The following is a 22300-nucleotide window of genomic DNA, read 5'->3' as shown; positions in this document are numbered from 1 at the left end:
AGCGGATAGATGAAAAGGTTTAATGGAGGGAGAAAAAAAGCAGGGAAAAGGATGATAGATATAAAAATCCCCAAATGCTCAATCTCATATAACACAGTCAACCCCGTAATTTTAGCAATAATTTTATTTTGGGTGATAAAAATAAAACGTACTTCCTTTACCGGAATAAGATTCCAAAGACATGCTACCGCCCAGCAGCTCCGCAAAACCTTTGCAAATAGAAAGTCCCAGGCCGGTTCCGCTTTGCTTTTGTGTTGTTTCCAGTTGTGTGAAGCGCTCAAATATTTTATCATACCGTTCTTTGGGAATTCCCGGGCCGGTATCTTTCACGTAAAATAAAATTTCACGCCCCAAATCTGCATAACCAAATTCTACAGACCCTTCAACTGTAAATTTTAAAGCATTATCGATCAGGTTGGAAAGTATTTGTTGAATTTTTGTCCTGTCTGAATGAATAACGGTCTCTTTTTCCGAAACATGGGTAATAATTCTTACCTTTTCCCGGTCATGAATACGTTTGTGTACCAACTTCAGCTCCTCTATCATTTCGTTTAAACGGAGTTCTTCTTTGTGTATTTTGGCTTGTCCGGCCTCGAGTTTAGAAATATCTACAATATCTGAAATGATGTGTAAAAGCTGCGTGGATTGATGATTGACGATGTTTGTATATTTAATTTGTTTCTCTTTGCTAAGTGTTGGTTTTTTTAGCATTTTAGCAAAGTTGACTATGCCATTCATGGGTGTGCGTATTTCATGGCTCATATTGGCCAGAAACGCTGATTTAAGCCGGTCGCTTTCTTCTGCCTGGTTTTTTGCGTTGATTAGTTGTTGTTTGTACTGCATCTCTTTCAAACGGGCATTCAACAATGGCGCCACATAATTACAAATAGATACCAGCGTGTTTAAATCATTTTCAGTATATTCATCTGTATTGTTTGCTACTACTATTTCCCCAATAACAGTATTTTGCTCATTGCTTATTGGAGAAACCACTACATTTTTGAGTTTAATATGATTTGATGGTATTTGCAGATTACTGTTTTTCCTGAAAGGTTTGTTTTGTTTTAAAGCCTCACCCCAAACACCCGACCATTTGTCTTTTTTAAAAACAATTAATTCATCGTTGATTTTATCGCCTGTCCAAACAGATTCTGTAATGGCAGGGCAGGCCAGGTTCCCGTTTTCATCAATATATCCAAAAAAACCAAATTTGCTTTCCAGCTGGTTCATAACAATTGATAAAACTTCGTGATAAAACCGATTGTCGTTGTACCGTAAAAATGCATTTGAAATACTTGTGCGCAATTCTAATTGTGCATTTGTTTGGCGTAACGCTTTTTGTGCTTTTTTGATTTGTGTCATATCGCGCACTATGGCCAGGGTTTTGTCTTGTGAAAGAGGCACCATGCGGGTTTCATAAATATGTGGATGCCCTTTCATCTCCATGGTGTACTCATATTCCTGAGCGCCATTTTTTAATGTTTCGTATATTTTTTCTTTGGTCAGTTTGGCTATTAAAGGCGGCAAAACGGCATCAATGGCCTTGTCCAGAAAGGCCTCCGGATTTGTGTATAATTCATTTTTTGCGGCATTGAAATCGAGAATTATACCCTCTTTGTTGAACACAAACATTAAATCGGGAATAGCATCAAGTAAACTTTTTACTTTACGTTCATTTTGAACCGCATCATTTTTCGCATTAAGGAGCTGCTCCTTAGTTTGTTCAAAGATGGTAAAATCTTCTACAATAACTTGTGCCATGGTATGTGTAGAGCCTGAAAAAAACACCGGAGTGATGGTATATTTCAAAGACAGGCTAACGCCCCAAACAGATTCGTATTTTTTTACATTGGAAATTGTATTTCCTGTTTCTATGCCCTTCTTCAAATCATCAGATATACCAGCTTTTACGAGGGCAGGGAGTGAAAAGATATTTAATTTGAGTGTAGCTTCAATACTGGGCGAACCAAGAATTTCGATTAATTTGTGATTAGCATCTAAAATTTCGCCTTTTTTATTGTAAGTCATAAGGCCAACCGGCGAGTTTGTGAATAGTAGCTGATATTTTTTCCTTTCAATTTCAAGTTCGCGTACCTTTAGATGTTGGCTGTCGATGTTTTCTAAAATAACGCCGAGCATTTGGGTGGCATTTTTTAACATCGCTTGCTCGGAGTTTTTAAGTTTTCCTTTTTTTAGTTTGATTCCCCCAAAGGTTTTATTTTTCGTGCAAACTTCGTAATCACCATTATTTAATGTGTCTTTATTGATCCACATAAAATCGAATTGCGGAAATAGCCCTGAAATACCCTCAAGGAATAGTTGTTTTACCCTTTCCGGATTGTTTAGTTGGCTTAGATTAGCGGTAAGTAAGAGCAGGTTATTCGAAAAATTTTCCATCCGTTTATAAATTTAGGTATGCTGGATAGTTTTCTTTTAGCCAAATATCCGGGTCAACAAAATAAGGATTTTCCGTTAAAATGCCGCCATTTATTGTGAATGGATGTGTTCGTAAAACATTCATAATGGTAGCTCCAGAAAATTTGTTTACATTATATAAGCAAATACTAATCCATGGTTTACCTGCAATGAAATAATTTAATCGCGACTCATATACCATGAGTAAATCGGAGCCCGGAATGGCATCTAGCGCCCAAACCATTTCTGCTGTAGCCCGAACGGTTCGTTTTCCTTGTTTTTGAGACTGTTCAAAAAAGTCATTCAGGCCAATATCCATTTGCTTGGGGCTAAAGATACCTTCGGGATAGTATAAATCTTTTGCCGAACTAATTTGAAAATACTTTTCATCATGCGTGTTGCAGTGGGGGCAATGTGCGTGCATCTTTTCATGAAAATCTTCCTCTGTGCGTTCAGCTGGACAGTAAAATTCCAGGTCTCCATCTTTGTAGCCCTGTTCAAGAAAACCAAGTATAATATCGTCCCTTTCCTGCTCTGTTTCATACAAACCGGCAATATGTAATCCCAAATTGCACGTGTAGTCACCAATGCCTAAAACAAATGAATCTTGATTGGAAGTTTTTATGTGCATCTTTTATTTTTTTAAAATTTAAAACAAAAAAGGAGAAAGTCAATGGGTAAAAGTGCCTGTCTTTTTGAAAGATGATGATAATCGACTATTCGAAATATGCCAATAACCTTCTCAGGTATTAGCATATTCCCAAGATTCCCCTTTACAAATGCCAAACTTACATAGGTTGCGGTAACGCATCATAACCCGTTTCCATTGTTTCCATATTACCATCCTAAGCCTCCGTCTATAGCATGCATCAATCCTTAAGAACAGATTCTTTATATCTGCATACTTGCATTAATTGACCCAATCTTTAATAACCGAAGAGAGCCCTTCTTTACGTTTTGCATTACCCCTCCTATCAAAATCACTCATCAACAGTTTTACACAGTTCATCAAAACATTATTTCAAAGTCTTAACATAAAATCAACCTATCCGTATCCGGAAGTAATAAATCAATGGACGAGAATAAAGAGATTTTGCGACAGAAGAAGAAAAAACACAGGCAACCACTGGTCATTTTCCGGTTACAACCCCATTTGTTAACCTTTTAAAAATTAGTACATTTGCCTGCTACTCGAATTTTATTTCACTTAAAATACGTAAAAATACGCTATTAATTTAGCTTTTAACGATACTGAAAAATCAATTGTCAACTAAAATATTGACCAGATGACGGAAAATTTTACCTTACACACAAACGCAAAAAAACTTTTTGTTTTTATAGTAACAGCCTTTATCTCATTAAGCTCTGTTGGGCAAACGGTGCTTTTCAGTGATGACTTTGAAACCGATAAGGGGTGGACATTATCAGGCGAATTTGAGCGCGGCACGCCTGCCGGAGGTTCTGGCAGTTATGGAAACCCCAACCCTACATCGGCATTTAGTGGTACCAATGCTATCGGCACCGATTTAGATGGAGCATATCCCAATGATCTTACAGATAGAGCCTATATAGCAGAATCTCCAACAATTGATTGTTCCGGCTATACAAATATTACCCTCAATTTTCAACGATGGTTAAATCTAGAAAGGAATGCTTATGATCATGGCTACATAGATTATTACGATGGCACAACATGGATAAATATATGGGAAAACCCCAATACTACTTTTGAAGAAACTTCTTGGAGTTTACAAAACATTGAATTACCAGCAGGAGCAAACGACAACCCTAATGTAAAAATACGTTTTGCTTTGGGTTCTACTGATGGGGGTTGGTTTTATTCTGGTTGGAATATGGACGATGTTGAAGTAACAGGAGTTGAAACACCTCATGGTTTTGGAGGAGACTTAGTCTACTGGCTCCGTGGCGACTTAGGCGTAACAGGGGCAACACCAATAACAGAATGGGCAGACCAATCGGGCAATGGAAACGATGCTACACCCAACAGCATTGGTCCTGACCAAATTGCATCAGCAGACATGAACAGCCAACAAGTGATGGCTTTTGATGGAACCGATGACCTGAATATTGTCAATGATGCAAGAATTAATGGCGGTTCAGTTTATGACGGAAGTGAAAGAACCATGTTCGTGGCCTTTCAAACAGGTGCAAATGTTACAACTACTCAATACATTTATGAAGAAGGTGATGGTGTAAATGGAATTGGCGTTTATCTAAAAAATGGAAATCTTTACCTGAATATTTATAATGATAATGCAGACAACCGAATAACGTTATATGAAACCATAAGTATTAATACAACATACATACTCTCATTTAACTGGGACAATGGTATTTTCTCGGGATATCTAAATAATGTGCCCTTTTCGAATCAAACTTCTAATGGCACAATAACTAATTTAAAACAACATACCGGCGATATTTCTATTGGTTTCACTGGAGGCACAACCCGGAATGAAACAGGTGGAACACATGCAGCAGGTAATAACTTTACCGGAGAAATTGGCGAAATAATTTATTACGACGTTTCCTTGCTTGAGGAAGCGGAACTTGCCGTAAACCTTGATTTGGCCAATAGGTATGGCGTTGCGTTTGACCCTATCGTAGATTATTATAGCTACCAAACCGGCAATTGGAACCAGGTAAGCACATGGACTCATGATCCCGGTGGAACAACCCAAACAGCCACAGAGCTGCCTGATGAAAACGATAAAATTACAATTCTCAGCGGACGCACAGTATCATTAACCGGAGATGTCAATTCCTTAAACCTCGATATTACAATTCGCGAAGGCGGTACAATTGACCAATCCACCTACGAATTCACGAATGGCCTACTAGCACTCCGGGGCAAAGGAACATTCAAACTCGAATCAGTAAACTTTCCATCGGTTGTCACCAATGAATTTATAGATACAAACGGCGGCACCACCGAATACTACAACGCTGCCGACTTCACCCTGCCCGTTGCGCAAGCCGAGTACAACAACCTGCGAATAAATGCTGCGGGTGTTACTGCAACGCAGTTGAATAATATTACACTGAATGGCGACCTGCACATAAAACAAGGAACTTATCAAATTAACGATAACTCAGCCAATCGCCGGCAACTCACCATTAACGGCAATGTACTGGTCGACAATGGCACATCCATTACAACAGGTACCGGAAATACACTTAGTGGTGACGAGAGTGGCGGAACAGCACCTTTCACTGACTATTACAATCTAAATTCACACCGTGTGGTTATAAAAGGCAACTTCACAAATAACGGTACCGTGAGATTCACCAACCAAAGCTCCCCGGAATACGATGCTTTTCCGACCAATGGTATGGCTACCGTTTATTTTATGGGAGCTACCAACAACACACTCACTTGTAATGGTACCACCGATTTCTACAATATTGTCTTAGACAAAGGTATTGATAAAACGTATAAACTAACTGTTTACTCTACCGCTTATGACCATTTCCGCTTATTTGGCCGAAACAACATCGGTGGCGAAAACCCCGGGGCTAACCCCGATTTACGCAAAGCGCTTTGGATAAGAACCGGAACATTGGAACTTAAAGGACTAACAATTATTCCATCTTTGGTTGAAGGAACAGATTGTGGTTCAAATCCCAACTCAGACTATTATATTCCTGCCAACGGTGCGCTTATACTAAACGGACCTGAGGTAATCGTGCTATCTACTGCCGATTCTTATGAAGAAATAAACCTTGCTTACGGCGTTTCTGCATCCAACGATGGAGATTGTGGCGTGGCCACAGGTTCTTGTACATCCTTTTCTATTCTCGGCAAACTACAAGTCAACGACGGATATTTTTCTACCCGTGAATCAGGTGGTATTATCACCTGGGACGATGCTGCCGGTGAATTAATTATAAACGGCGGTATAGTAGATGCCAAGCAATTTAGGTCAGCAGGAAGTTCCGGCGGATTGGCCTCATTTACTCAAAACGGAGGAACATTTCTGCTACGTGGACGCTTCCAACGTACGCCATCGGCATTTTCAAGCATTTCCAACCTGAAAGACTTTTCTTCTAACACATTAAACACTTCACGTGTAACAGATGGCTTGAATGGTGGACTGGCAACCTTCAACATCAATGAACCAGCCAACGTGTTTGCCATGTCGGGAGGCACCATCCGTATTTACGATGTATGTGGAACCGGCGAGAGTGAAGCATTTCAGGTATTCTCTAAAGATGTCAACAATAGTGTTACCGGCGGCACACTGGAAATTATCCCAACCTCTGGTAGCGGTACAGATGCCACAGAATTTTATGTTGAAACCACAGCCGATTTGGGCAATCTCACCATTAACCGGGCAAGTAGCTCAGCAAGTGTTGATCTAAAAACATATAGCCTGACTGTTTTAAATGATGTAACGATTGCATCCGGTGATTTCAATGCCAACAACCAGGATGTAGCTATTGGTGGTAATTTAACCATTTCAAGCGGAACTCTTTACACTCCCGGAACCAACACAACAACTTTTAACGGAACACAAAACCAGCTTTTAACCATAAATCTGGCTACAGCGCAGACTTTTAACAACCTGACACTCAACAATACCTCCGGAAAGAAATTAACTCTATCGGGTTCTCAAAATACAATTAACGTCAACAATAAACTGACCATTCAAAAAGGCGAATTGGCCGATAACAGTAAAACCATCCATGTAACCGGAGATGTATACAATGCCGGCACCCACAGTGGCGACGGAAAAATTGTACTGAACGGTACGGCCGATCAGGTAATTAACGGCTCAGGTAATGGTGTTTTTGGCAACATTGAACTAAACAACACCTCGGGCAGCACAGCTCCGGTTTTACTCGGTGCAAGTGCAACCATCAGTGGTACATTAACATTCTCCCAGGATAAACTACTAGATATCTCAACTTACAAATTGACTTTTGGCGAAAATGCCACGGTAGTCAATGCCGGCACCAATCGTTTCATCAAGACAGCCGGCAATGCCGGAGATGGCGGCATCACAAAGACTTATACGGCATCGGCCACATCGTTTACTTTCCCCGTAGGAACGATTTCTACCAGCCACCCGGCAGCCGAATATACACCCGCAACCCTGGCTTTTGAAACAAACCCAAATACGTTCGGCAACATCACAATTGTACCTGTAGGATACGAGCATCCAAACACCACGACCAAAGACAGGAGTTTAACCTATTTCTGGCGGGTAAAATCCGAAGGTTTTGATTTAGGTGCAGGCACATTAAGTCACGCCTATACCTATTCACAAAACGATGTGATTACAGGCGGAGATGTGGATGAAAATGGCTATGTAGCAGCCAAATTCAACAATGATGTATTAAACTGGACAACCTATAGCATCGCTGAGGTAGATGAAAACACAAACACAATAGGAGGAGCAGGTACAGTACTCCAGTCAGTAAATTTTATCGATGGTGAATTCACAGCTGGAGATAATGTTGGAACCGATCCATTTGGGGAGCCAGTCAAGTTTTACAGTGTAAATGATGGATTTTGGGGCAACGCATCAACCTGGTCAAACAGCAGCGGTGGTGCGCCCGGTGCCGGTATTCCCGGACAAAATGACATTGTTGTGATTGAAAACAATCATACAGTGGAATTAGAACATAATGGGGCTGATTACCCAATGGATTATGATGTAAGAAACTGTGCCAGTCTATTAATAGAAGATGGGTCGATCCTGGACATTAAAAGTAACACCTCCAGCAGTTTCAGCATCGTTTTAAACCATCCTGATGGAAATGGTTTAATAAGAGTAACTACCGAAAAAGCGGCAAATAATAGTATCCCACAATTTTTCTCCTTCCCGTCAGGCGACTTTTCAGAGTTCAACACCAATGGAGGCACAACAGAATACTATGATATTGACGGAACAGTTGGGGCTTTATATATTTTACCCGCCAATGTGTCTTCCTACGGAAATCTTATTTTAAGTGCCAAAGGCGGAGATAACGTTGTGTTGCCTAATAATAGTGAAACCACAATAAATGGTAACTTGACATGTAGTTCTATTGATAATGATACCAGGGCCTGGATCGCCATGGGATGGAACACAAATGTTTGGCCATACAATTCCAATGATTATAATCCCGTAATTGAAAAAACAGTTCATGTAAAAGGAAGTTTAAATGTTAATGCAGGAACTTTTATTTTCCTTAATAATGAAGTACCCCAGCATTTAATCGTTGATGGAGATATTACAATCGATACAGATGCTTTAATGGAGGTCTACCCGGGCTACCCTTTTAATAATCCAACTCAGGCAAATACTGTGAGAATTGGAGGCAGCCTTATAAACAATAATGTTGCTGAATTTAAGGATGGAAATTATTACTGCGATGTAACATTTTTTGGAAGTGGAACCGCCAATATCACAAATACGGCAGGTACGCCAACAACCACATTTAATAATTTAACTATTGATAAAGGAAATTCCCAGTCTTCAGAATTAATCGTAGACATCGAAGGAACCCTCAACACCCCAACCGACAATTGGCTCACGCTTACCAACGGCACATTCAAATATTTACATAACAATGATTTACGCATAACAGAGAATAGTGAGTTTACCATACCTTCAACTGCCGGATTGTATATCAATTCGCCCGGCAATACGGTTTACCTGGCCAATGACAACGTAAACGATAACGATTTGTACCTTTACGGAAAACTAACTGTTATTGATGGCGATGTGTATGTCGGTCAAACAGGAGCACCCAACAATAATAACGACATCGAATATTCCGGAGGTGGCAGCTCAGAAATTGACATTCAGGATGGTAATTTAACGGTAAACGGACAAATTCGCCGAAATCCGTCTACCTCGGCAGGGATTCTCAAATACAGTCAATCGGGTGGCGATGTAACCATTAATGGTCGCAATCATAACACCGACAACGCCAAAATGGAAATTCTCAATGCCGGAAGTATATTCAACATGTCAGGCGGAACACTTACCATTGAACGTGGCGGCGGTGCCGGAACATATGGCGACCTTTATCTGCGTCCTGAAATGAGTAGCGTTACAGGCGGTGAAATTATTTTTAATCCCGATGATGTGAGCGCAGGCCAAAACTATATCTTCGATGCGAATATACCTGTATGGAACCTGACCATAAACGGGGCCGGCGGCTTCAATGCCAATGTAAAATTACTGGTGAGCCCGCTTACACTCCAAAATAACTTATTAATCAATAATGCAGGAACGCTTGATGCCAATGTGAATTTCGATATCCCTGTTACCGTAAAAGGCAACTTTACGAACAATGGTAGTTATGCCCATCAAAGAAATCTCACAACATTTGATGGTGGCGAACAAACCATTGGAGGTACTTCGGCTATAAGTTTTTACGATGCGGTAATCACGCCTGTTACAAGCGTTTCTCTTAGTAAAAACATCACCATAAACAATGATCTTTCGCTCAACAACGGAACGCTAAGTTGCGATAGCTATTACGTAAATGTGGAAGGAGACGTAACCAACAATGCCAACTACACCGATAACACAACAGGAATTGTCCTTAATGGACGTGAGCAACAAAATATCGGAGGTACTGGAACCTGGGGCCAATTGGAATTAGATAATGCCGCCGGCGCCAGATTAGTAACAGAAATTACATTACAGAATGATTTTATCCTAACAAAAGGAATCTTCGACATTAACTCAAAACTACTTACGCTGCTTGAAAACAGCGACATTGTTGGTAATAATTTCAGCAACACCAAAATGATTACTTCAGACGGTGTGTTTAGCGACGTAGGTATTTCAAAAGTATTCTCCAGTGCTTATAATGGAACAACGTATTTGTTCCCATTGGGAACTTCTGGGAAATATACCCCGGCTGAACTGACTATTGACAATATCGACAATACAGGTAGCCTTCGGGTAAACAACATTAACAATCACCATCCCGGCGTTATTGACAACACCAACGTATTGACCTATTACTGGGAAGTAGAAAGTACCGGAATTACCAATTTCAACGGAAAAATTGAGTTGAATTATATGGATGACGATGTACAGGTTACCGGATCAAACACCGAAGCCGATTACATCGCAGCTCACCTGCTAGTGCCTGGCACAAGCTGGTCAAAAGCAAATAATGTAGACGAAACCAACGACATCATAAGCTTCAATTTTTCAGGAACAAATTCTTTGTCGGGCGAATACACTGCCGGAATAGATGAAGCACTGCCCGATGAAGTGCCCGAATTTATCACCAACCAAAATGGTGATTGGTCCGATCCAAACATTTGGACACAAGTTGGAGGAGACGCCTTTACCTTAACCGGTGCGCCCAATGGATTTATTCTAACAATTCATGGTGACCATACAGTTACGACCAACACCAACTATGCCTCAGCCTACCGAATCAGTATTGATGGTGAGCTTAAAGTAACCAACACAACTTATGGCCACAACCTCGGAACGGTAACAGGTGCAGGAACATTACACCTGGAAAACGGAACATTTCCTGCAGGCCGTTACATGTACTTCTTTGATTGCGCCAACGATGCAACCCTTGAATATGGCGGTTCAACCAATTATGATCTTATTGCCGATCTTTACACCTCAGTTCCTAACCTACATTTTACAGGAACAGGTTCCAGAACTTTACCCAATAAAGACCTGACTGCGTGCAAACAGCTAATGATTGACGGCCCAACTGTAGATAACAGTGTAAACAACAGCAATCTGACCATACAAGGCACAATGGAACGCTACAATACCGGGGCATTTGTTAGCGGAAACGGAACGGTTTCTTTCGCCGGAACAGCAGCACAAATCGTGGGTGGAGCTTTGGGTGATTTTACCGGAAGTAATGCCTTCAATAATTTAGAAATAGATAACCCCGCCGGCTTAAGCATCAACGCGAGTGGCGATATTGAAGTAAGCGGAAAACTCTTGCTTACCGATGGAAACATCACCACAACCGCCACCAACCAGCTTACAATTACCAATACAAATACAGACTGTGTAGTACCTGCAGGAGGTCAAAGCAACTCGTTCGTGAACGGCCCGCTGACCAAAACCATTATTCAGGGCGATAACTTCAATTTCCCCGTAGGTAAAGAGAACGAACTGGGCAACAAATTAGTCCTTTCTGCCAGTCAGTCGGGAACTATTGAATGGACAGCCGAATATTTTACACCGAATGATACATACACAAGTTACAACACCCCGTTATCTTATGTAAACTCATACGATCGCTGGACCGTTTCAGCAACCGCGGGTAGTGAAGCACAAGTGGGCTTAAAATGGGACGCAAACAGCGACCTCACACCAGCCAATACACAAAACGGAACTGATGATATGCGTGTAGCACGCTATGACGAAGGGAATTCTGTCTGGAATGAATTAAGTTCCACAGCAGCAGGAAACAACACGTCAGGAACAGTAACCACAAGCAGCAGAATTACAATCCCCACCGATGGATATTCGCAATTTTCAACCGCATGCATCAATACAATAAAACCGCGTGCTAAATTCACTCCAACAGGGCCAGTTTGTGGTACAAGTGGCATTCCGGTTTCGTTCTCATCAAGTCCGGCGTTAAATTACGTGCTGAGCTATACAATTGATGGTGTGCCTCAGGATGATATTACTATTTCTTCTACACCTTACTCACTGCCCACGCAGGCTGGTGGTGGCGTATACAAACTTACTGCATTCACATATGATGGAGCCAAAACAGGTGCGGTAGATCAAAACGAAATTACTGCTTATGAGCAACCCGGTGTGCCGAATGCAGGACCAGACCAATCTATTTGCGGTGGCACCCAGGCCAATATTTCAGGCTCAGCACCATCTGTGGGTTCAGTACTGTGGAGCGTAACTTCCGGCTCCGGTGGTTCATTTGTTGCCCCAACTTCGGAAAGCACTGTTTTTAACGGAACAAACGGATCTGGCTACACATTAACCTACACGGTAGATAATGGTGGCTGTACCGCTTCTGATGATGTCAATATTGACTTCCCGGTACTTGCTGCACAACCCGGCGAATTTATTGTTGCCAGTACAGATGTTTGTCAAACCGAAACGGATGTTGAATATACTGTACCCGATGATGCCACCGTAAATTACACATGGACTTTTGACAACAATGGCAATACAGGTGATGGAAATGATGGTTTAACTTTTACCGGATCGGGCAACAGTATAACAGCCGATTTTAGTTCAGTCACCGATGATGGAACCCTGCAAATTGTGGCTTCAAACTCCTGCGGCGATAGTGATCCACGCACAATCGATATTAATATCCACCCCATGCCCGAAGTAACACTTTCCAGCAATGATGCCGACAATGTAACATGTAACGGATCGAATATTATATTTACCGCAACTGAAACGGCAGGGGTATCGGTTGCCGATTATAATTTCATGGTAGACGGAGCAAACGACCAGACCGGAACCACCAACACACTCAACATCAACAGCATAACAACCAATATTGAAGTTGAAGTAATTGCCACTTCTGATGCCGGGTGTGCCACTACAAGCAATGCAATAACTATTGCGGTTGGTGATCGAATTTGGGACGGGCTTCATAACGAAGATTGGAATGATGATGGTAACTGGACGTGTGGTAACCGCCCATCTATTGCCGATGCAGTAGTTATTCCACAGTCACCGACCCGAATGCCCGTTATCAATTCCGATGCCGAATGTGGTGGGCTTACTGTTAAAGCAGGAGCAACTGTTACAATGCAGGGAGAAACAAATTTTGATATTTACGGTACATGGAATAACAATGGTACCTTTATTCCCAACACCGGAACAGTAAACTTTAAAGGAAACACCACACTCAATGGTAGTAATGAATTAAGCTTCCATGATGTGATGATCGATAACGGCGTTACACTTACATCATCAGACAATAATCTTTACCTTAACGGCGATTTCACCAATAATGGTACATTTAATCACAACAATGGAACTGTAACATTTAATGGTGTTGCTGAGCAATCCATCTCAGGGGACTTTACTGGCGGTAATACCTTAAATAATGTTGTTATTGATAATGCCTCAGGCCTTGTTCTTAAATCAGGCAGCAAACAAATTGACGGAACACTGAGCCTCACAAACGGAGTGCTATCTTCAAACGGATTCCTTACGCTGGGGCAAAATGCAACCACGAATATTTCTGCAGCCAGCGGTCCTGTTACCAGCTATATTGATGGAGTCCTGAATAAAGTAATTTTGGGCAACGACGAATTTTTCTTCCCAATTGGAGCTGGCACAGTGTATAAACCTGTAAAAGTAAACACCGCCGATGCTCCGGGAACAAATACCTGGACAGCTCAGTTCAATAATGCACCCCCTGCAGAAAATTCTATTGCAACAGGAGAAGAAATTGTGCGGGTTAGTAATCAGGAAAGTTGGTCCATAACATCATCAGCCGGAAATGCAGAAGTTACACTATCATGGTACGATAATTACAATGGCGATCTTTACGTCAACAGCGACCAATTAAACTCCCTTAGAGTAGCACACTTGAATAACAGTTCTGAATGGATTACAACCAATGCCGGAACAGCAACAGGAGACGGAGGAAATTTTGGAACTGTTACCTCAGGTGATGTGGTTGTATTCGATGGTGCAAAAGGAGGTTCTGAAGTATTTACACTCGCAACTACAAATGATCAGTTCCACCCACTGCCGGTAGAATTAATTTCATTCACAGGCAAAGATGAAGGCGGAAAAATAGGCCTCAACTGGGTTACTGCCTCAGAAACCAACAACGACTATTTTGAAGTGCAACACAGCACCGATGCAGTAAATTTCACTCCCATCGGATCGGTTTCAGGTGCAGGTAACAGCGCTGTAAGAAAAGATTACAGTTTCACACATTTAAATCCGGTCAACGGAATTAATTATTATCGTCTGAAACAAGTAGATTTTGATGGTAACTTCGAAATTCATCAAACCATTGCTGTGCATTCAGAAAGCCTCACTTTGCTTGATAATCATTCATTTAACATTTATCCAAATCCATACAGCGCGGGTGATCTCACATTGGAAATCGAAAATGCACAGCCTGTGTCGACGATTACACTCTCAATCATGAGTATGACCGGCGAAATGGTTTACCAGAACAAAATACCTGTACCAGATAATAAAAAAATGGTCAATCTCAACCAGCTCACAAGTTTGCCCGGCGGCATATACCTTGTTCATGTAAAATTCGAAAACCATACCGCTGTAAAACGCCTCATAATTTATTAACCAAATAACTCAAAAGCGAGACCCCAGAAAGTCTCGCTTTTTTCTTCTCTCATGCTATAACCTATTTATAGCTTTGACGAAAATATAGAAACATCATTTATTTTAACGAGCCCTGATCCAATACATATTCTCCCACACCCGGTAAGCCGCTCATCAACGCAACAACACATATTCACTAATCTGACATATTCAGTAGACACACTCTTTTGGACGGGTATGCAAACCTGTATATCATTACAATTTGAAGTTGCTCCGGGAAATCGGAAACTGGAGTTAAACTGCGATAATTTACCTGCGGGTTGGCATGTGTTGAATATTAGCAATGGGCAAAAAATACTCAAACAGCCGGTGATAGTGCAAAATTAGTAATGTACATTTTTTAGAAAGGAAAATCACCCTCGTGATCGGGGGTCTCCGCTTCCTTTTCTTTTGGTTTTTCGGCCTGCACATGCACCGCGTTGCCTTCCACATAAATTGCACGGTAAGGTCTTGTGGGGCATACATGCTCACATGCGCCACAACCCACACAAATTTTATCATTCACTTCAGGAATACGCAAATCATCTTTGTATGGCACCATATAAACAGCTTTTGTCGGGCAATGCTCAGCGCAAGATCCACAATCGGTACCTTCGGTTTTCACAATGCAATTGTCTTCTATAAAATTCACTTTACCTAACTGCTTCAGTTTTTTATCTTCCTCTTTTAATGGTAAAAGTGCTCCAGTAGGACAAACCTCTGTACAGCGGGTACATTCGTACGTACAGTAACCTGCCTTATAATCCATATGCACCTGCATAAAATGCTCCCAGCCGAATTGGTCTTTAGAGGGCTGAATGACCTGGGTGGGACATGCGCTTACACAAAGGTGGCATGCTGTACACTTTGACAAAAACTCTTTCACATCGCCCGATCCCGGGGGTGTGGTATACTGACTTCGCTTAATTGGCACTGTAGCTGTATTATAAATCTCCTGATCCTGCCCAGGGCTCATAAGTGGAGTCAATAAAGCGCCGCCAACTAATGTTTTAAGCACTTGTCTGCGCTCCGGATCATCGGGCTGGTCTATGGTTACAGGCTGGAGCTTTTGACTTTTTGCTGCAAAGTCAATTGCATTGAAGTTGCACACTGTAAGACAATTAAAACAAGCAATGCACCTCGAATGGTCAATTTTATGGTCAGACAGAGAGATACATTCTGCCTTGCATGCTCTTTCGCACAGTTTGCAATTGGTGCAGTTTGTCGTATTAATGCGCACTTTAAAAATTGAAAACCTCGACAAATAGCCCAACAAAGTCCCTACCGGGCACACAGTATTGCAATACAACCGGCCGTGGGTAACAGTTAAATAGGTTATAAGACCCAGAAAAAGTACCGGAACAAGATACACCGCAATACTCAATGGGTGTACGTCGATGTAATAAAGGGTATAAACATTAAATTCCTGGAATATGCCAACCATCATGTTATTAAAAGCTATCACAATGGGTCTGAACAAATCGGAAAAGATACGACCAAACAAACTGTATGGATCGAGAAAATTCAAGGCAAGCAAGCTCCCGAAAATTAACGTTAAAGCAGTAACTGCAAAAAGTATATGCCGTATTAAACGTACGGGTTTATGGTAACGAAACCGAATTTTCTTAAACCGGCGGGCAATTCTGAGAATTACATCCTGAAAAATCCCCAATGGACATATAGATGCACAATAAAACCGCCCAATAAGTAGAGTCAGCACCAAAACAACCACAAAACCCAGGGCAGTGAAAGTAAACAGCCTGGAGAAAGTCAACAAAGAGGGAACAAACTGCACCCACATGGTACCTTTAATAAGTTCGTTTGGCCACAAACCAGTAAAATCAATAAAAGCTATACCTGCAAGAAATAAAAAAATGGTGGCGATAGCGACGCGTAAAATTTTCAGGTACCTGTAATTCATGCATTAAATTTTAATACGTCCGATTTCTTGTTGTTTCAGATTCATATTACCCACGTTCATATCGTGTGCATATTGAATGTAAGGCACAGCTTCCGGTTGCATGCCAAATATTTTACTGGCTGCCGCATCGGCAGCTACCATATCGTCAGACATTACCAGAAACTTCATCTTGGCCACATCTGCATCGGAACGACCCCGCGGACCATTTTTCATCATTACACGGTAAGCATCAATAATATTGAGATCGGGCTGACGCCAGGTAGAAAAATCAGCAATACACTGGTGCAGGTTATTTCGGTGCCAGTACGACCGATCCCAAACAATACCCATAAGATTTTTCATGGCTATGGTTAGTTTGGCTGAACCGTGGTTTTTTAGTATTGGCACATTAATAAATACGTCGGCTTCAAGAATTTGCTCATGTACCTTGGCACTTTTGAGTTTTTTTCCCTGTGGGATATCTACATGCTGATAGTATCTTTCACTGGCTCCGGAAACAACCTGAGCTCCGGCTTCTTTAGCAACTTGCTTTAGTTTACTGCTATCATAGCATTTATTCCAATCATCACAGGTATTATCAAACACATAAACTGACCCAGCTCCGGCCTCATAACAACTTTTAACAATGGCCTTTACCAGTTCAGGATTAGTGTTTGCAGCCAATTCAGGTACTACATTCCAACCAATATTGGGTTTCACAACTACACGTTGGCCTTTTTTAACATATTTGGAAATTCCGCCCATGGCATTTATGGCTCGTTCATACATTTGAGCCGGCTCGCCATTTCGTACTGCAACCAAATCATAAGGAATGCTGTTGTTTTGGGCTGTATTGGCAAGTAATTCGCCATAGCGCCCAAAAGCAAGTGCGGCGCCGGCAAATAGTCCGGCCCTGAAACTTTTTTTCAAAAACGCTCTTCTGTCCATGGTAAAAATTTTAATCTTTGAAAAATCAATGCGTTAAAGCTGCATGCTTGAAGTATAATGTACTTATGCATTTGTATATACACAAGTGGAGCAGACATCAGCCAATTTGCAAAAGCCAATATTTTAGTGAGTTATGAATATAAGCAAAAATTAAGAAAATTGCATAAAATTTCAATAATTTAAAATGAATATAAAATAGCAAATAAAAACTAATGCCCTTTATATCAATACTTTAAAGTGAATTTGTAATTGTATTGTTGATTAATGAAATATTTGTAAATTTATAAGATTAAATAAAAAAATTATGGCTACAACAATTACATTGAACCGGAAGCTGCTCCACGCCTTATTTGATGTGGCAGCTATTACTTTTATTTATTTCATTCCGGCAATCTCACATATGCTGAGTTTCCCTCTTTATTTGCTGGAGCCCATGCGCATTGTGTTAATTCTGGCATTGGTACATACACATAAAATCAATGCGCTTGTTTTGGCAGCAACACTACCATTTTTCACCTTTCTGGTTTCTGGTCATCCGGTACTGCCCAAGGCCATCCTTATCAGTGCTGAACTGGTACTCAATGTAGTGTTGTTCTTTGCTATTGCCAACAGCGTTAAATCGAAGTTTGTAGCCATACTTTCCAGTATAATCCTGAGTAAACTTGCCTATTATGTGGCGAAATATTTACTCATACAAACTGCAGTTTTGCACATGGGATTGGTTTCAACCAGCCTGTGGATTCAGGGAGCCACTACGCTGGCTTTTAGTATTTATGTGGCGGTTTTTTTCAGGAAAAGTTTAAAATAGATTCTTTAGACAGGTAGTTAGGGTTGGCAGCCCACCTGTTAACCAATATAAGAATAGATTTACAATTTACCGAGCTGCTTCAGTAAATTGGTGAAAAACAGTATAGATAACTGCAAACCGTTGTTTTTATCGTAAATAAGTCTCAGGGAATAAATATTTTCGTTTTTCCCGAGTGTCCACATACGGTCTACATGGCCCTTTTCGAATTGGACATCATCGCTGCTGGACCAAAAACCTTTACGGTTATCATCTATGCCGGTAATGCGTGTAACTTTTTCTACAATTTTTAAAATATGCTCTTTAGTATAACCCTCATCAGCATGAAAAGTTACATTGATGTGATTAGTCCCTGTAATATTTGTTTTTTCAATAAAAACTCTGAATACAACACGGTTAAACACTTCAAACTCTTTCCAGGGAAGATTTTTTTCATAATCGATCAATACAGTGTCCAAAATCTCTTCACTGTTCACTTCCTTATAGTCCTCATAAAAAAAAGTTGTAAGGTCGTATGTAAAAAGTTCTAATATGGTTTTCGGTTCCTTGAAAAAATCCATAAGCTTTAACTTGTTATTTTCGCTGCATGTAAAGTTAATACAAAAATGAGGATCACATAATTTTTTTTAATTTTTCCAGCGCCGTTGTTACATTTTCAATTTCCGTAAAAACAAGCCTTAATTTATCGTTCTTTTCTTCAATTCGGCCGATATGTGGATTTTCCTGCAACTTACCCAAAATGTGCATAAAAACCTCTGATTCATAGAAAGAACTTTCTTTATTACTAATAAACCATGCCAGCATTTTACCACTTCGAATCACTATTTTTTCAAAACCAAGCTTGCGTGCCAGCATACGCATCCTAACAACGATAAGCAAGTCAACAGCCTGATTGGGGAGTGCGCCAAAACGATCAACAAGCCGTTGTTCAAACTCCTCTATTTCATCCGATTGTTTCATATTGTCCAATTCACGGTATAGTTTAATGCGTTCGGAGACATTGGCAATATAGCTATCGGGCAAGCGTACTTCAAAATCAGTATCCACCTGACATTCGCGCGACCAATCCTTATTATCCTCAACTTTTTCTGCTTGCTCGTGGCTAAACAACTCTGAAAACTCTGTTTCTTTAAGTTCATACATGGCCTCATCGAGTATTTGCTGGTAAGTTTCCAGTCCAACATCAGCAATAAAACCACTTTGTTCTGCGCCAAGCAAATTACCGGCACCCCTGATATCCAAATCTTGCATGGCAATATTAAATCCACTGCCCAGCTCACTGAACATCTCTATTGCCTGAAGCCTGCGCCGCGCTTCCCTGGTAAGGGTAGTCAGCGGGGGCGTGAGTAAATAGCAAAAAGCTTTCTTGTTGGAGCGCCCAACCCTTCCCCGCAATTGATGCAAATCACTCAAACCGTAATTCTGTGCATCATTTATAATTATGGTGTTGGTATTGGGAATATCAAGTCCTGACTCAATAATTGTGGTGGCCACCAACACATCATATTTCTGATCAATAAAATCCATCATGGTTTTTTCCAGCGTTCTACCTTCCATTTGTCCATGAGCATGAACTGTGCTGGCTTTTGGGCATAAACGCTTTATCAAAGCTTCTACTTCAGCAATATTTTGTACCCGGTTATGAATAAAAAACACCTGTCCATTCCTTGATATTTCGTAATCGATGGCCTCTCTTATTACATCCTCATTAAATGGATGCAACTCTGTTGTAATGGGATAACGGTTTGGAGGTGCTGTGTTGATAATAGAGAGATCACGGGCTCCCATAAGGGAAAATTGCAAGGTCCGTGGTATTGGAGTAGCTGTCATGGTAAGCGTATCCACATCGGCCTTCATGGCCCTTATTTTTTCTTTTGTTGTAACCCCAAATTTCTGTTCCTCATCATTAATGAGCAGACCCAGATCCTTAAATTTTATATCTTTCCCTACCAAACGGTGGGTACCTATTAAAATATCAATATTTCCACTGGTTAGATCTTTCAAAATTTGCCGCTGATCTTTGGCCGAGCGCATACGGGAAATATACTCTACCCGCACCGGGAAATTTTTGAGCCTATCAGAAAATGTTTTATAATGCTGAAAAGCTAAAATGGTGGTAGGTACCAATACAGCTACCTGCTTACTATCGCAAACAGCTTTGAAGGCTGCTCTTATGGCCACTTCGGTTTTACCAAACCCCACATCGCCGCATACCAGGCGGTCCATAGGGATATTGGCTTCCATGTCAGCTTTTACATTCTGGGTGGCTTTTAGCTGATCGGGTGTATCTTCATAAATAAATGATGCTTCGAGCTGCTCGTTTAAATAAGTATCGTCGCCAAAACTATATCCTTTCTTTTGTCTGCGAGCTGCATAAAGCTTAATTAAGTCGCGCGCAATATCTTTAACTTTCGACTTGGTTTTGGATTTCAATTTGGCCCATGCTGCCGAACCGAGTTTGTGTATGCGTGGAGGTGTATTGTCTTTTCCCTTGTACTTCGAAATGCGGTGCAGCGAATGAATATTCACATAGAGCACATCGTTATCTTTGTATATCAGCTTTATGGCTTCCTGTGGTTTACCATTAATATCAATCTTTTCAAGCCCTCCAAATTGGCCCACGCCATGATCAATATGCACAACATAATCACCGGGGTGCAATCCGGTTAACTCCTTGAGAGAGATGGCATCTTTTTTACTAAAGCGTTGTTTAAGATAAAATCTCTGATAACGGTCAAATATTTGATGATCGGTATAGCAGGCCACCTTAATTTGATGGTCAATAAACCCCTCATGCAACCTGCCAATAACAGGCTCAAACTGCACCTCACTTTCCATTTCTTTAAAAATGTGGGTGAGCCTGTCGATCTGGCTCTGCTGAGTTGAAAACACTATATTACGATATCCGGCAAATGTATTTTGCTTTAAGTGCTCGGCAATTAACTGAAAGTTTTTCTGAAATCCTGGTTGTGCTGAAGTATCGAATTCAATTTTAGCCTCTCCTCCTTCTTTTGCTAATTGAGACTCAATGGTGAAAAACTTTTGATTCACTAAAGTAACATGCTCAGCCTGAACAAGAGCTTGATCAAGCTCTATATTATAATCCTCCTTCAAAGCTGAAGCATTTTTCAAAGCACTTTCGATGGTAACTTGAATTCGTTCTTGTGTATATTTGAGGTTAGCAACTACCACAAGGGTTTCTGCACCTAAGAGCCCTATTAAACCTGCCCTGTTCTGAAACATGGTTTCATCGTTAAGGTCAGGAACAAGGTTAATTGTTTCATTCTGGCCTCTCGATAATTGGGATTCAATATCGAACGTACGGATACTCTCCACCTCATCACCAAAAAAATCAATGCGAAAAGGCCAGTCGGCTGCATATGAAAACACATCAACTATACTACCCCGCATAGCATATTGGCCAGGCTGATAGACAAAATCAGCAAATTCAAAACCGTAGGTTTGAAGCACTTCCTGGATAAAATCAGGAGACAATTGGTCGCCCACCCTAACGTGCAATCTGTGCTCAATTAAATCTTCAGGCCTGAAGACTTTTTCGGCCAAAGCCTCAGGATAGGAAATCATTACCGGGTTCGGTTTTTTATTGTTGAAAAAAGCACTAAGTGCTTCGGTTCTCAAAAGCCCACTGTCTGCATCAGGCTGCCCATGCGCAATAGAGCGCTTAAAAGCTGAAGGCATAAAATAGACGTTACCATCCCCATGAAAGGCTTCCAGTTCATTTTGAAGTTGTGCAGCTTGTTCTTTTTCCTCCACAATCAGCAACAAGCGCTTATCTAGTTTTTTAGCAGACAAAAGGCTCATCAGCGATAATGATGAACCTTTAAGATTATTCCAAATAATATTTTTTTGCTTTGGAAGTGCTTCTATAGTCTGTGTTAAGCCGGGATGCTTCTCAAGTAAAGTAAGAAATGCTTGAATGTCCAC

Annotated in this window: 9 protein-coding genes; 2 read left to right on the top strand and 7 right to left on the bottom strand. The window is 40.9% G+C overall.

Annotation, left to right across the window (positions count from 1 at the left end; translation table 11 throughout):
• Window positions 1-123: 123 nt before the first annotated feature.
• From ACTB0Y_RS13745 to ACTB0Y_RS13735, 3 genes are all read right to left on the bottom strand, one after another.
• Entirely contained in the window at window positions 124-2397 is a 2274-nt protein-coding gene (locus ACTB0Y_RS13745) for a PAS domain-containing sensor histidine kinase (protein ID WP_463207403.1), read from the bottom strand.
• Window positions 2398-2401: 4 nt separating this feature from the next.
• Window positions 2402-3046 (bottom strand): MEDS domain-containing protein, encoded by a 645-nt coding sequence (locus tag ACTB0Y_RS13740; protein WP_463207402.1) that lies wholly within the window; start codon window positions 3044-3046, stop codon window positions 2402-2404.
• A 111-nt stretch (window positions 3047-3157) separates the two neighbouring features.
• Complete coding sequence (locus ACTB0Y_RS13735; protein ID WP_463207426.1) at window positions 3158-3310, bottom strand: group II intron maturase-specific domain-containing protein; 153 nt, start codon at window positions 3308-3310, stop codon at window positions 3158-3160.
• Between the two features lie 391 nt (window positions 3311-3701).
• Between ACTB0Y_RS13735 and ACTB0Y_RS13730 the strand changes: the two genes are divergently transcribed.
• Window positions 3702-14684 (top strand): T9SS type A sorting domain-containing protein, encoded by a 10983-nt coding sequence (locus ACTB0Y_RS13730; protein WP_463207401.1) that lies wholly within the window; start codon window positions 3702-3704, stop codon window positions 14682-14684.
• Window positions 14685-15063: 379 nt separating this feature from the next.
• Here the strand turns inward: ACTB0Y_RS13730 and ACTB0Y_RS13725 are convergent, their stop codons facing one another.
• Together ACTB0Y_RS13725 and ACTB0Y_RS13720 are read right to left on the bottom strand one after the other, a co-directional pair.
• Entirely contained in the window at window positions 15064-16623 is a 1560-nt protein-coding gene (locus ACTB0Y_RS13725) for a 4Fe-4S dicluster domain-containing protein (protein ID WP_463207400.1), read from the bottom strand.
• A gap of 3 nt (window positions 16624-16626) precedes the next feature.
• Window positions 16627-17550: a DUF362 domain-containing protein gene (locus ACTB0Y_RS13720; RefSeq protein WP_463207399.1), complete on the bottom strand. Its 924-nt coding sequence runs from the start codon at window positions 17548-17550 to the stop codon at window positions 16627-16629.
• A 304-nt stretch (window positions 17551-17854) separates the two neighbouring features.
• Here ACTB0Y_RS13720 and ACTB0Y_RS13715 point away from each other — a divergent pair, with 304 nt between their 5' ends.
• Window positions 17855-18358: a hypothetical protein gene (locus ACTB0Y_RS13715; RefSeq protein WP_463207398.1), complete on the top strand. Its 504-nt coding sequence runs from the start codon at window positions 17855-17857 to the stop codon at window positions 18356-18358.
• Between the two features lie 59 nt (window positions 18359-18417).
• On the opposite strand, the gene ACTB0Y_RS13710 is transcribed toward ACTB0Y_RS13715, so the two are convergent.
• Together ACTB0Y_RS13710 and mfd are read right to left on the bottom strand one after the other, a co-directional pair.
• On the bottom strand, window positions 18418-18915 hold the full coding sequence (locus ACTB0Y_RS13710) for a hypothetical protein (RefSeq protein ID WP_463207397.1): 498 nt from the start codon (window positions 18913-18915) through the stop codon (window positions 18418-18420).
• A gap of 52 nt (window positions 18916-18967) precedes the next feature.
• Entirely contained in the window at window positions 18968-22300 is a 3333-nt protein-coding gene (gene mfd / locus ACTB0Y_RS13705; protein ID WP_463207396.1) for a transcription-repair coupling factor, read from the bottom strand.

Source organism: Salinivirga sp. (genome assembly GCF_055145285.1).
Note: the sequence above shows the minus strand (reverse complement) of the source record. Positions and strands in the feature narration are given on the sequence as shown.

Bases quoted from the DNA above. Each gene is read 5' to 3' on its own strand.
- ACTB0Y_RS13745 (WP_463207403.1), bottom strand. From the start codon at position 2,397: ATGGAAAATTTTTCGAATAACCTGCTCTTACTTACCGCTAATCTAAGC.
- ACTB0Y_RS13740 (WP_463207402.1), bottom strand. From the start codon at position 3,046: ATGCACATAAAAACTTCCAATCAAGATTCATTTGTTTTAGGCATTGGT.
- ACTB0Y_RS13730 (WP_463207401.1), top strand. From the start codon at position 3,702: ATGACGGAAAATTTTACCTTACACACAAACGCAAAAAAACTTTTTGTT.
- ACTB0Y_RS13725 (WP_463207400.1), bottom strand. From the start codon at position 16,623: ATGAATTACAGGTACCTGAAAATTTTACGCGTCGCTATCGCCACCATT.
- ACTB0Y_RS13720 (WP_463207399.1), bottom strand. From the start codon at position 17,550: ATGGACAGAAGAGCGTTTTTGAAAAAAAGTTTCAGGGCCGGACTATTT.
- ACTB0Y_RS13715 (WP_463207398.1), top strand. From the start codon at position 17,855: ATGGCTACAACAATTACATTGAACCGGAAGCTGCTCCACGCCTTATTT.
- ACTB0Y_RS13710 (WP_463207397.1), bottom strand. From the start codon at position 18,915: ATGGATTTTTTCAAGGAACCGAAAACCATATTAGAACTTTTTACATAC.